10 protein-coding genes are annotated in these 12,357 nt (G+C 55.0%); 7 read left to right on the top strand and 3 right to left on the bottom strand.

All coding sequences use genetic code 11. From position 1 onward, the window contains the following. Nucleotides 1-23 precede the first annotated feature (23 nt). Entirely contained in the window at nt 24-899 is an 876-nt protein-coding gene (locus tag ABIE64_RS06990) for a MurR/RpiR family transcriptional regulator (protein ID WP_071240222.1), read from the bottom strand. A 508-nt stretch (nt 900-1,407) separates the two neighbouring features. Here ABIE64_RS06990 and ABIE64_RS06985 point away from each other — a divergent pair. From ABIE64_RS06985 to ABIE64_RS06955, 7 genes are all read left to right on the top strand, one after another. Continuing rightward, nucleotides 1,408-1,917: a TRAP transporter small permease subunit gene (locus ABIE64_RS06985; RefSeq protein WP_037987544.1), complete on the top strand. Its 510-nt coding sequence runs from the start codon at nt 1,408-1,410 to the stop codon at nt 1,915-1,917. Then, nucleotides 1,914-3,239, top strand: a complete 1,326-nt coding sequence (locus ABIE64_RS06980; protein ID WP_354376971.1) for a TRAP transporter large permease — start codon at nt 1,914-1,916, stop codon at nt 3,237-3,239. The genes ABIE64_RS06985 and ABIE64_RS06980 overlap by 4 nt, the downstream gene beginning before the upstream one ends. Before the next feature lie 169 nt (nt 3,240-3,408). Beyond that, complete coding sequence (locus ABIE64_RS06975) at nt 3,409-4,461, top strand: TRAP transporter substrate-binding protein (RefSeq protein WP_007089880.1); 1,053 nt, start codon at nt 3,409-3,411, stop codon at nt 4,459-4,461. Nucleotides 4,462-4,717: 256 nt separating this feature from the next. Further along, entirely contained in the window at nt 4,718-6,085 is a 1,368-nt protein-coding gene (locus ABIE64_RS06970) for a glutamine synthetase family protein (protein WP_354376970.1), read from the top strand. An 84-nt stretch (nt 6,086-6,169) separates the two neighbouring features. Continuing rightward, nucleotides 6,170-7,561 carry an aldehyde dehydrogenase family protein gene (locus ABIE64_RS06965; protein WP_354376969.1) on the top strand — a complete coding sequence of 464 codons (1,392 nt, stop codon included), beginning with the start codon at nt 6,170-6,172 and terminating at the stop codon, nt 7,559-7,561. Between the two features lie 29 nt (nt 7,562-7,590). Beyond that, complete coding sequence (locus ABIE64_RS06960) at nt 7,591-8,760, top strand: iron-containing alcohol dehydrogenase (protein WP_354376968.1); 1,170 nt, start codon at nt 7,591-7,593, stop codon at nt 8,758-8,760. A 46-nt stretch (nt 8,761-8,806) separates the two neighbouring features. Further along, nucleotides 8,807-9,664 (top strand): type 1 glutamine amidotransferase, encoded by an 858-nt coding sequence (locus ABIE64_RS06955; protein ID WP_354376967.1) that lies wholly within the window; start codon nt 8,807-8,809, stop codon nt 9,662-9,664. Here the strand turns inward: ABIE64_RS06955 and ABIE64_RS06950 are convergent. Both ABIE64_RS06950 and ABIE64_RS06945 read right to left on the bottom strand, forming a co-directional pair. Further along, nucleotides 9,661-10,611, bottom strand: a complete 951-nt coding sequence (locus tag ABIE64_RS06950) for a carbohydrate kinase family protein (RefSeq protein WP_341363978.1) — start codon at nt 10,609-10,611, stop codon at nt 9,661-9,663. The two genes, ABIE64_RS06955 and ABIE64_RS06950, sit on opposite strands and share 4 nt — an antisense overlap. Before the next feature lie 145 nt (nt 10,612-10,756). Further along, complete coding sequence (locus ABIE64_RS06945) at nt 10,757-12,352, bottom strand: bifunctional metallophosphatase/5'-nucleotidase (RefSeq protein ID WP_354376966.1); 1,596 nt, start codon at nt 12,350-12,352, stop codon at nt 10,757-10,759. Nucleotides 12,353-12,357: the final 5 nt, after the last annotated feature.

Raw genomic sequence — 12,357 nt, 5'->3', positions numbered from 1 at the left:
CTGCGGCGAATATACGCTGCGTATTACGATTGCGGCGGGCGGCGCAGCATTTCAAGATGTTTGATGCGCGCACGCACCTGTTCCGGGTTATGCTGCCCGACCCCTTCAAGCAGGGTTTCAAGCATCACCATGCTGGCCGCCGAGCTATCCCATGTCGTGCCGGTTTCGATGCGCACCGGAAAGACATGCCGGGCGAATTGCGCAATCGGACTGAGCCACTGATCGGTAAACAGGATGATTTTGGCGTCCTGTTTGGCGGCGGCTTCGGAAAAGGCGATGACATCGGCCTGATAACGCCGGACGTCAAAGACCAGTAAAACATCGCGCTTGCCGATATCCAGAAGGTCTTCGGCCCATTTGGCACTTTGCCCCGAAACGCGCCTAACGTGGCTTCGCATGGTGCGCAGATGTTCATAGGCATAGACCGCAAGGGCGGAGGTGAACCGCCCGCCAAGGATATAGACCGATCCCTTGCAGTCGCCGATCAGTTCGATGGCACTTTGCAGTTCGGCCGGATTGATATTGGCAAGGCTTGTGCGGATGTTGCTGATGGTGGCCTCAGTCATTTCATGAAGCAATTCCCCCATCGGATGACCGGAATGATTGCGCGAGCGGGGCAGGCTGCTTCGCGTTAAAGGCGATTGCAGGCGGGCTTCGAGTTCGCCGCGCAGACGCGCCTGCATGTCGGGATAGCTGTCAAAGCCGATCTTGCTGGCAAAACGCAGCACCGTTGGGGCAGAAACACCACACCGTTCGGCGAAGGTCGCCACCGTTTCAAGGCCGGCCATCGGATAGTTGCCAAGCAGAGCCTGAGCGAGCTTGCGTTCCGATGCGGTCAGTGTATCGGCTTTTTGCGTGATCTGTTCGGCGACCGTTGGCTTTGTAGCCTGCTGCTTCACATTCAAAGGCGAGATTTCCCCGGTTATGCCATCCGCATGAAATGGCCAAACACCCGCAAAGTGCGCTTATGCATTGTTCGGGCGCGGTTTACCTTGTCTGACATACAAATACAATGATTGTAATGAATTTTACAATATTTGATATTCTTGTCATCAAAATTGAAATCATGTAACGTTCGTTACAGAAGGGATAAAACCCGTGCCGCAAAAAGCGGTGCAACAATTCAACGGCTTGGCAAAAGTCGGTCGCCCGGGAGGCGGTTCATCACACGGTACGGCCTTGCAAAAGGTAGTGCAGACAAGGGGATGCAATATGGGTTGTCAGGGCTGCGGATACTTCCATCCAGATTTGGTGTCGATGTTCGACCTGTCGGGTTTTTCCGGGCGGTAAGGCATTTCGGATCACCGTTCGTGTCCACCGGATGCGAACGGAGGGGATCGTATTTGCAGATGACAGGCCAGCCGCTGTTGCGACCGATAGAACAGGGAGATGTTGGGGTGGCGTTAGATGCCTGAATTTATCAAGACCTACGTCAGATGGGTCGATTGCGTGAACCGGATCATCGGCCGGTTTGCGATGTATCTGATCTTTGCGATGCTTGCGGTGCTTTTATATTCCGCGGCCACCAAGCTTATGGAATTTCCGGCCCTTTGGACGCTGGAAACCGCGCAGTTCCTGATGGTGTCGTATTTCCTACTGGGTGGGGGATATTCCATGCAGCTGGACTCGCACGTTCGGATGGATTTGCTGTATGGCGCCTTGTCGCCGCGCAAACAGGCCGGGCTTGATGCAATCACAATCCTGTTTCTGATCTTCTATCTGGCGTTTCTGCTGTATGGCGGCGTTTCATCGACCGCCTATGCGTTCGAGTATGGTGAAACCAGTTATTCAGCTTGGTCGCCGCCGATGTCGCCGATCAAGGCGATTATGACCTTTGGCGTGTTCATGATGTTGCTGCAGGCGATTGCAACCTTCTTCAAAGATGTGGCAGCCGCCCGCGGGGAGAGCCTTTCATGAGTTATGAGATGATCGCTCTTCTGATGTTTTCCACGATGATGCTGATGCTTCTGACTGGGAAACGGGTTTTTGGTGCCATTGGTTTTGTTGCCGTTGTCTTCGCGCTTGGCATGTGGGGGGATGGCGGTTCTGAAATGGCGTTCAGTGCAGCGATGAAGCTGATGAAGTGGTATCCGCTTCTCACACTGCCGCTGTTTGTCTATATGGGTTACATGCTTTCCGAATCCGGTCTGGCAGACGATCTTTACCGGATGTTCCATGTTTGGATGGGGCCGGTCCGCGGTGGCCTTGCCATCGGGACGATTGTTTTGATGGTGGCGGTCTCGGCCATGAACGGGCTGAGCGTTGCGGGCATGGCGATCGGGGCGAGTATCGCGCTGCCGGAACTTTTGCGACGCGGCTATGACAAGATCATGGTGACCGGGGTTATTCAGGCGGGCAGTTCGCTTGGCATTCTTGTGCCGCCAAGTGTGGTTCTGGTGCTGTATGGCATGATTGCGCGTCAGCCTGTCGGACAGCTTTGGCTGGCGGGGGTGTTCCCCGGGCTGCTGATGGCCGGGATGTTCATCGTTTATATCGCCATTCGCTGCTGGCTGCAGCCCGATATGGGCCCGGCGCTGAGCAAGGAAGAACGCGCGGAAATCACCTGGGGTGACAAGATCGGATTGCTGAAGGCGGGGATTGTTCCGCTGTTCATCTTTTTCTCGATGACTGGTCTGTTCCTGATAGGGATTACGTCGCTTGTGGAAAGTTCGGCGGTGGGGGCACTTGCCGCGACCATTGCCGCCTTTGCCAAGCGTCGCCTGACCCGTGGGGTCATGGAAGAAACCCTTCGCAAGACGCTTTCGATCAGCTGCATGTTCATGTGGATTATTCTGGCAGCACTGGCATTTGGTGCGGTGTTTGACGGGCTGGGTGCGGTCAAGGCGATTGAAAGTTTCTTTGTCGATCAGCTTGGACTTGGCCCGTGGCAGATCCTGATCATGATGCAGATTTCCTTCATCCTGATGGGCATGTTCCTTGATGACACGGCGATGCTGGTGATCGTGGCGCCGCTTTATGTGCCGCTGGTCGGCGCACTTGGTTTCGATCTGGTCTGGTATGGCGTGCTTTATACCATCACCTGCCAGATCGCCTATATGACGCCGCCGTTCGGCTACAACCTGTTCCTGATGCGTGCCATGGCACCGCCAGAGGTGACGTTAAAGGACATCTATAAATCCATCACACCGTTTGTGATCATCATGGCGATGGCGCTTGGCATTGTGATGGTGTTCCCGCAGATCGCGCTGTGGCTGCCGGAATGGCATTACGCCCGGTAACAATACGAATCCGATACCGGCGGGGTCGCAGAAGGCCCCGCCGTTCAAAACAAAATCAATTCAGGGGAGGTTTGAATTTCCAACAACAGGAGGCGCTGCCAGACCCGTTAGGCGGGCAGGGCAGTTAATGAATGCGTTAACGAACTTCATCGATCAGGGAGATGATACAATGACGACGAGACGCGACTTTATGAAAAAAGCCGGTGTTGCAACCGCAGCAGCGGGTACGACCGCCTTTGCCGCACCTTATGTCAAGGCGCAGAATGCCAAGATCACCTGGCGTTTGCAGACCTATGCCGGTCCGGCACTGGGCGAGCATGTTATCAAGCCAGCGATTGATGCCTTTAACAAGGTCGCCAACGGTGAAATGGAAATCGAACTTTATTACGCCGATCAGCTGGTTCCGACCGGCGAGCTGTTCCGTGCCATGCAGCGCGGTACCATTGATGCGGTTCAGTCCGATGATGACTCGATTGCGGCCCCGGTCGATATTTCGGTCTTTGGCGGCTATTTCCCGTTTGCGACCCGTTACAGCCTTGACGTTCCGGTCTTGTTTGAAGAATACGGCCTGAATGAAATCTGGGACGAGGCATATGGCGAAGTTGAAGGTGTCAAATGGCTTTCGGCCGGTTCATGGGACCCGTGCCATTTTGCAACCGTTGATCCGATCAACAGTCTGGAAGACCTTAAAGGCAAACGCGTCTTTACCTTCCCGACGGCGGGTAAATTCCTGTCGCGCTTTGGCGTTGTACCGGTCACCCTGCCGTGGGAAGATATCGAGGTTGCCGTTCAGACCGGCGAGCTTGACGGGATTGCATGGTCGGGCATCACCGAGGATTACACGGTCGGTTGGGCCGATGTGACCAACTACTTCCTGACCAACAACATTTCCGGTGCATGGTGTGGTTCTTTCTTTGCCAACGAAGAACGTTGGAACGAACTTCCGGAACATCTGAAAGTTCTGTTCAAGCTGTGCATGGATAGTTCGCACTATTATCGCCAGCATTGGTACTGGGGTGGTGAAGCCAAGCTTCGGACCCAGGGTACGAAGCTGAAGCTGACTTCGATCCCCGATGCGGAATGGGCGACGGTTGAAGCCGAAGCACATAAATTCTGGGACGAGATTGCACAGACCAGCCCGCGTTGCGCCAGAGTTGTGGACATCTTCAAACAGTATGCTGCCGTGATGGAAAAAGCGGGCAAGCCGTATCGTTACAGCTAAGCCACTCGGGAATGGTCACATTTGACCGGGCAGGGGGCGCAGGCGCATCATTTGTGTCTGTGTTCCTTGCATTCCCTAGGGTTTAGTTGATGTTCCAATTTGTAACAAATAATACAAATAAGCAAAATTTATGTTTATTTGTTGTATAGTGTAATTTATATTACGCAACAAGACGTCACAAGACGCGATGACCAAAAACGGGCAGGAACCGGTCAGTCCGATACAAAAACAAAGCCCAAATCACAGGAGGCCGCCGATGCAGGCGAAGGATGTCAAAACCGCCGATGACGCACGAAAACTGATTAAGGAACGAGACATCAAATTCGTCAAAATCGGTATTTTCGACGTCGACGGAATCATGCGCGGCAAATACATGCATCGCGAAAAATTCCTGTCGGCACTCGATTCCGGTTTTGCCTTTTGTGATGTGGTTCTGGGTTGGGATTCAAATGACCAGCTCTATGACAAATCCGAGTTTACAGGATGGCACACGGCATATCCGGATGCACCGGTGCGCGTGATCCCCGAAAGCTGCCGCGAATTGCCGATGGAAGACGATACCGTTCTGTTCCTTGGCGAGTTCGAGGGACGGGCGGAAACCGTGTGCCCGCGTGGCACATTGCGCCGTGTCCTCGATAAAGCCGATAAGATGGGATATGACGTTTCGGCCGCCTGCGAGTTCGAGTTTTTCCTTTTCGAGGAAGACCCGCATTCCGTGCGCGAGAAAAACTATCGCAATCTGAAGAACATCACACCGGGCTTTTACGGTTATTCAATGCTGCGCAATTCCGTGCATTCGGAATTCTATCATGACCTGCTTGAACTGGGTGAAAGCATGGATTTCCCGATTGAGGGACTTCATACCGAAACCGGTCCGGGTGTGCTGGAAGCCGCCATCGGTCATGACGAAGCATTAAGAGCCGCCGATAAAGCCGCATTGTTCAAAACTTTTACCAAGGTTCTGGCCCAGCGTGCCGGATGGATGGCGACCTTTATGGCGAAATGGTCACCTGATTGGCCGGGGCAGTCGGGGCATATGCATGTTTCGATCAAGGGCAAGGATGGCCGGGCGGCATTTTATGACGCCAACAAGCCGCACAATATGTCCGATGAAATGCGCTGGTTCCTTGGCGGTCAGCAGAAATTGATGCCGGAACTGCTGTCGATGGTGGCCTGCACGGTAAACAGTTATTCGCGACTGATCCCGGGTTTCTGGGCACCGACGACGGCAACGTGGGGTGTTGAAAACCGTACCACGGCTCTTCGTGTCATTCCGGGTAGTGCCAAATCGCAGCGTATTGAATATCGCATTGCGGCGGCGGATATTAACCCCTATATCGCGCTTTCGGCTGCAATCGGCTCGGGGCTTTGGGGCATTGAAAACAAGGTGGAGCCGGGCGAAATGGTCGTCGGCAACGCCTATGCGCAGGAATTCCCCGAAGATACGAGCTTACCTGCAACGCTTTACGAGGCAGCCGGACGTTTACGCAAATCCGAGGCGGCAAAATCGCTGTTTGGTGAAGAATTCGTGACCCATTACGCCCAGTCGCGCGAATGGGAAGAACGCGAGTTCCGCAAGGCGATTACCGACTGGGAAATGCAGCGTTACTTCGAAATCATTTGATCTGTTGCACGCGGCGACGAATCGTCGCTTCGCGCCTGGTCACATATCTTCGCGCCCTAACTCATTCTCCAATTGTGAGGCATCATGTCTGAGAGTTTACGCACCATCTCGCCCGTTGATGGATCCGTTTATGTCGAGCGTCCGCTTGCCGGTGCCGCCGAGATCAACAAGGTACTTGATGTTGCCCGTGCCGCACAGGCCGAATGGCGCAATGTGCCGGTCGCGACACGTCAGGAAATCCTGCGCAAGGCGGTTGCCGCCTTTGTTGCGAAAAAGGATGAAATTGCCGCTGAGATCAGCTGGCAGATGGGCCGTCCGATTTCGCAAGCCGGTGGCGAGGTTAACGGTTTCAAGGAACGCGCCGATTATATGATCGACATCGCACCTGAGGCGCTTGGCGATTACAATCCGGGCGAGAAGACCGGTTTTAACCGTTTCATCCGTCGCGAACCGCTGGGCGTCGTTGCGATCATCGCACCGTGGAACTTCCCGTATCTGACGGCGGTGAACGGTGTTGTTCCTGCCCTTATGGCGGGGAATGCGGTGGTGTTGAAACATTCGCACCAGACCCCGCTTTGTGCCGAACGCTTTGCCGAGGCGTTCGAAGCCGCCGGTCTACCCAAGGGATTGTTCCAGTATCTGCATCTGAGCCATGCGGATGCGGAAAAACTGATGGGCGACATCCGTGTTGATTTCGTCAATTTCACCGGCTCGGTGCCGGGCGGCCATGCGGTTCAGAAAGCGGTTGGTGGCAAGTTCATCGCGACCGGTATGGAGCTTGGCGGCAAGGACCCGGCTTATCTGCGTTCGGACGTCAATATCGATCATGCGGTGGAAAACGTCATTGATGGCGCGTTCTTTAACAGCGGACAGTCCTGCTGCGGGATTGAACGGATTTACGCCCATGAAAGCGTTTTTGATGCCTTTGTAGAGAAGGCTGCCGATCTTGTATCGCAATACCGCCTTGGCAGCCCGATTGATACGGAAACCAACCTTGGCCCTATGGTGCGGGCGTCATCGGCGGCCTTTGTGCGTGGCCAGATTGCCGATGCCATCCGCGACGGCGCCAAGGCATTGATTGATCCGTCGAAATTTGCCGCCAACAAGGAAGGCACCCCGTATCTTGCGCCGCAGGTCTTGATCAATGTCGATCATTCGATGCGCGTCATGAGCGAGGAAAGCTTTGGCCCGGTTGTCGGCATCATGAAGGTGACATCCGACGAGGAAGCCATTGCCCTGATGAATGACAGTGAATTCGGGCTGACGGCATCGATCTGGACAGCGGATGAGGATGCCGCCCTTTCGATTGGGGACCGGCTTCAGACCGGAACGGTTTTCATGAACCGTGCAGATTACCTTGATCCGGCACTGGCCTGGACGGGTGTGAAAAATTCGGGACGTGGATGCACGCTTTCGAAACTGGGTTACGAATCCCTGACCCGGCCGAAAAGCTTCCACCTGCGGACCAAGATTTAACGACGCGTTTGCGCGCAAAGGATACAGAAATGACCAAGAAGATTGTTGGAAACTGGAACTTCCCGACCTCCGTGCGTTTTGGTCCGGGCCGTATTTCAGAACTGGCAGATGCCTGCAAGGCAACCGGCATGAAAAAGCCGTTGCTGATCACCGACGAGGGTCTTAAGGACCTGCCGATGGTGCGTGACGCAATTGCAGCAAACGAAGCTGCATGGCTTCCGACCGGGCTGTTTGCCGGAGTCAAAGGCAACCCGACGGGCAAAAACGTTGAAGACGGTCTGGCGGTCTATCGTGCCGGCGGTCATGACGGTGTGATTGCCTTTGGTGGCGGTTCGGGCCTTGACGCGGCCAAGGCCGTTGCCCTAATGGCCGGGCAGACCCGCCCGATGTGGGATTTCGAGGATGTCGGTGATTGGTGGACCCGCGCCGATCCGGCTGGTATCGCCCCGATTGTTGCGGTTCCGACCACATCAGGGACCGGTTCCGAAGTGGGCCGTGCCAGCGTGATTACCAAAGAAGACACGCATGAAAAGAAAATCATCTTCCATCCGAAGATGTTGCCAGCAATCGTGATTTCCGATCCGGAACTGACCATTGGCCTGCCGCCGCATGTGACGGCAGCCACCGGTGTTGATGCGTTTGTTCATTGTTTCGAAGCCCATTGTGCGCCGGGTTATCATCCGATGGCGGATGGTGTTGCCCTTGAAGGTATGCGTTTGATTGCCGACGCGCTGCCGCGTGCCTATGACAATGGCAAGGATATCGAGGCACGTGCCGATATGCTTTCGGCAGCGTCGATGGGGGCAACAGCCTTCCAGAAGGGGCTTGGCGGTGTTCACGCACTGGCCCATCCGATCGGGGCGATTTTCGATACCCACCACGGCCTGACCAATGCCATCCTTTTGCCGTATGTCATGCGGGCCAACCGCCGTGCGATTGAAGGCAATTGTGAAACGATTTGCCGTTTGCTGGGCCTTGCCGCACCGGGCTTTGACACCCTGTTTGAATGGGTTCTGGCGTTCCGTACCCGTCTTGGCATCGTCAATACGCTGGCGGAAATCGGTGTCGACGTAAACCGAGCCGACGAAGTCGCGACCAAAGCCAAGGGTGATCCGTCCGATGGAGGCAACCCGATTGAACTTTCGGTGGCTGATTATGCCGAAATCTTCCGTCGGGCCTGTGTCGGCGAGCTTGGCTAAGTTCAAGAAACGATAACCAGAACAATCACAGGATCAGGGTGTTATCATGGAAAACGTCAGAAAAATCCTGATTGTCGATGGCAATCGCCACGAAGTGAATGAATTGAACCGTTCACTGGGGGGATCGCCATCGGGCGAGGGATATGAAGCGGCCCTGAGACGCCTTGATCCTGAACTTGATGTTACGATTGTCCGGCCTGCGGATGATGGGCCGGACTGTCTTCCCGACGGTGTGAAGCTTACCGATTTTGACGGCATTGCGTGGACCGGTTCGGCGCTGAATGCCTATATCGATGAAGACGCGGTTTTAAACCAGTTGCCATTGGCAAGGGCAACGGTTGAATCCGGTGTGCCGGTATTTGGCAGTTGCTGGGGCATGCAGATTGTTGCCCGTGCGTTTGGCGGTGAAGTGCGCGCATCGCCCAATGGGCGCGAGATCGGCGTGGGCCGCATGATCCGCCTGAACCGGGCAGGGGTTGCGCATCCGATGTATCGCGGGAAATCGGTCTGTTTTTCTGCACTGACCGTGCATATGGACGAAGTATCGGTTCCGCCCAAGGGGGCGGTGATCCTTGCCGGGAACGAACACAGCCATATTCAGGCGTTTGTGATGGAAAATGACGGCCTGAAATTCTGGGGCGTGCAATATCATCCCGAATATACGCTGGCGGAACTTGCCGCCATTTTCCGGCGGTACGGGCAGCGCCTGATTGATGCCGGATTGTTCGCCGATCAGGGGGCGCTTGAAACCATGGCGACCAACTGGATGACGCTGCATCAGGACCCGGATCGGCGCGATCTTGCGTGGCAATACGGGATTGATAATGATGCGCTGCGCTATGAACGCAGATTGCTGGAACTTGGCAACTGGTTGAAGTATTCAGTCGGTAAAATTCGCAGTTAGATCGTTTCTTTGTAGGCGTTTAACGCACGTTCCTGAACCGTTTTGCTATCAAGGTTCCAGACAGTTGTGCCGTGGGTTTCCGCCGTCAGACTTGCCATGGCAAGGCCGGTACCAATCGCGGCGTCAAAGCCGGTTTCCAGTTTGCTGAACGCCGACAGGAAGCCCGAATAAAACGCATCCCCGGCTCCATTGACGTCAACGACCTTGGTGGGCAAAGGACGCCAGAAGGCAGTTTCACGGCCATCGGCAGATACGACACCCTTGGCACCCAGCGTTATGACAATATGGGGAATGCCATGATCGCGTAGAACCGTGATTGCGTTTTTGGCATCATCAATGTCGTTGATTTCAATACCGGATAAAACTTTTGCTTCGGCCCGGTTGGCGATCAGGACATCAAGTTTGTCCAGAAGTGGCTTGAAGCGTGCCGATTTTGACGGGGATACGGTCGCGGCACAAAAGCGTGATGTGCCTTTCTGGTCGGCTAGCCAGATCAGCGTTTCGGTCGGCAGATTGGCATCGACCATCCACCAGGGCCAGTTTTGAATATTTGCCAGTTGATCAGCCAGAAGATCGTATGTCAGGCGGTCATAGATTTCGGCATCCATCAGGCCGAGGGCCAGTTCGCCGGTTTCGTCAAGGATGGCGGTGTAACCCGCGGTATGGCCGCCGGGGATTTTGCGGATTTGCCGGGTATCGATACCGATTTCCGATAAGGAGCGGATGATCTGATCGCCGTCGCCATCGTCGCCGACCGCACCCAGCATACCGACATTACATCCCAGCAACCGCAGGTGAACCGCGATATTGCGACTGACGCCACCGGGTTTTCGGTGCAGGGTCCGGACAGGGTTTGACGCCGCAGGCACGAATGTTTCCGTGCATTGCAGGGTTCGGTCAAAATGGGCTGCGCCAAGGCAAAGGATGTTGCTGGCAGGGTTGATCAAGATGATGCTCTGTTTATTGTTAAACGGTCTTTGATGGCTGGCGCAAAGTCATAAGCTGCGGGGTCAATTCAACGCAAGCAAAACAAGAAGGGCGGCGTACGGGATCATCGTGCGCCGCCCTTTGGCTAACCTGGTTAGTTCGGGTTTATTTCATCATGATACGATCATGGGTTGCCGGGATCATCGGCGAATTCATGCCGATATATTCCGCCACTGCCTGTTCAAGGTTCGGACCGAAATCATAGACATCGGTTGCGTTATCGCGGAACAGGGCATAACCATCCCCGCCATTGCGCATGAAGTCGTTCGAAACAACGCCATACGTTTTGGCCGGATCAATCGGAACGAAAGTACCGCCTTCATCGACCATAACGTTGGATATGCGCGATCCGACCGGTGCGTTAAGGTCCAGATCGAATTTCAGACCGGAAACCTGCGGGAACTGGCCTTTGCCCTCGGACACCATTGATACGCCATGTTCAAGGGACGCCACGACATCGGCACCGGTCAGTTTGAAGGTTGCCAGAGCATTCTGGAACGGCAGAACCGTCAGGACTTCGCCCATTGTCACGGTACCTTCGTCAATGCTGGCACGGATACCGCCACCATTCTGGATGGCGATCTGATACCCTTCGCCAGCTTTCCACAGCATGGCATCGGCAATCAGGGAACCCATGGCGCATTCCATCGCGCGGCAGCTTTCACGCGATCCATCGGCGGCCGTGGTGAAGCTTCCGACCTCAACCGTGCGAATGGCATCGACCGCACCGCTGACTTCGGCTATTTTCGCCAGAACGTCTTCGGCCGGTTTGATACTGGCATCAAGGGTGATCGGTTCGCCCGACCATGCCTTTGCAACGCCGTCATCGTCAAAGGTGACCTCAAGCGCGCCGAGATAGCGGCTATAGGCGTAGGCCTGAACGACCAGAACTGGTTTGCCATCCGGTGCGGTTTCAACGACCGGGTAGGGATAGTCGGCCTTTTCATTGGTGTTCGAGAAGAGCTGGTTGTCATGTCCGCCAACGATGACATCGATGCCGCTGACGGTTTTTGCCAGTTCAAAATCCTTGTAGGACCCGGAATGGCTCATAACGATAATTTTGTTGATGCCCTTCAGGCGCAGGCGGGCAACGGAATAGCGCAACGCCATTTCGGAATCGGTGATGCTGACATGATCACCCGGGCTTGAAATATCCGGGGTTTCTTCGGTCGTGATACCGATCAGGCCGATTTTCTCGCCCCCGACTTCGACGATGGTGTCGGGCTTGATGAAGCCTTCAAGGCCGGAACCGCCAAGCGGCTTGACGTTGGCCGACAGAACCGGAATTTTGCTGGCTTTGATGAAGGCGGCAAGAACATCGGGACCATCGTCGAATTCGTGGTTGCCAATCGTCATGGCATCATAACCCGCCATTGCCATCAGTTCGGCGGTCAGTTTGCCCTTGTAGGTCGAATAATAAAGCGACCCCTGGAACTGATCACCGCCGTCCAGAACAAGGACATTGCCGCCCATGGCGCGATTGTCGCGAATGGCGGTTGCAAGGCGCGCGTAACCGCCAAAGCATTTACCTTCGGTTTCGTCTTCTGCGCTGCAGCTGTTGTTGTATTTGGTAACTGATTCAACGCGATCATGAACGTCGTTGGTATGCAGGATACGAAGATCATAATCCGCAAGTGCCGAACCGGCACCAAAAGTCAGCATCGTGCAGGCCGAAAGAAGCCCGGCAATTTTCCGTTTCATTTTTT

The organism is Thalassospira sp. MBR-102, assembly GCF_040549275.1.
Taxonomy (GTDB): domain Bacteria; phylum Pseudomonadota; class Alphaproteobacteria; order Rhodospirillales; family Thalassospiraceae; genus Thalassospira; species Thalassospira xiamenensis.
The sequence above is the reverse complement of the archived record's forward strand: the minus strand, read 5'-3'. Positions and strand labels throughout refer to the sequence as shown.

Coding starts and splice junctions, on each gene's coding strand:
- ABIE64_RS06960 (WP_354376968.1), top strand. CDS start 7,591: ATGACCAAGAAGATTGTTGGAAACTGGAACTTCCCGACCTCCGTGCGT.
- ABIE64_RS06970 (WP_354376970.1), top strand. CDS start 4,718: ATGCAGGCGAAGGATGTCAAAACCGCCGATGACGCACGAAAACTGATT.
- ABIE64_RS06955 (WP_354376967.1), top strand. CDS start 8,807: ATGGAAAACGTCAGAAAAATCCTGATTGTCGATGGCAATCGCCACGAA.
- ABIE64_RS06985 (WP_037987544.1), top strand. CDS start 1,408: ATGCCTGAATTTATCAAGACCTACGTCAGATGGGTCGATTGCGTGAAC.
- ABIE64_RS06975 (WP_007089880.1), top strand. CDS start 3,409: ATGACGACGAGACGCGACTTTATGAAAAAAGCCGGTGTTGCAACCGCA.
- ABIE64_RS06980 (WP_354376971.1), top strand. CDS start 1,914: ATGAGTTATGAGATGATCGCTCTTCTGATGTTTTCCACGATGATGCTG.
- ABIE64_RS06945 (WP_354376966.1), bottom strand. CDS start 12,352: ATGAAACGGAAAATTGCCGGGCTTCTTTCGGCCTGCACGATGCTGACT.
- ABIE64_RS06965 (WP_354376969.1), top strand. CDS start 6,170: ATGTCTGAGAGTTTACGCACCATCTCGCCCGTTGATGGATCCGTTTAT.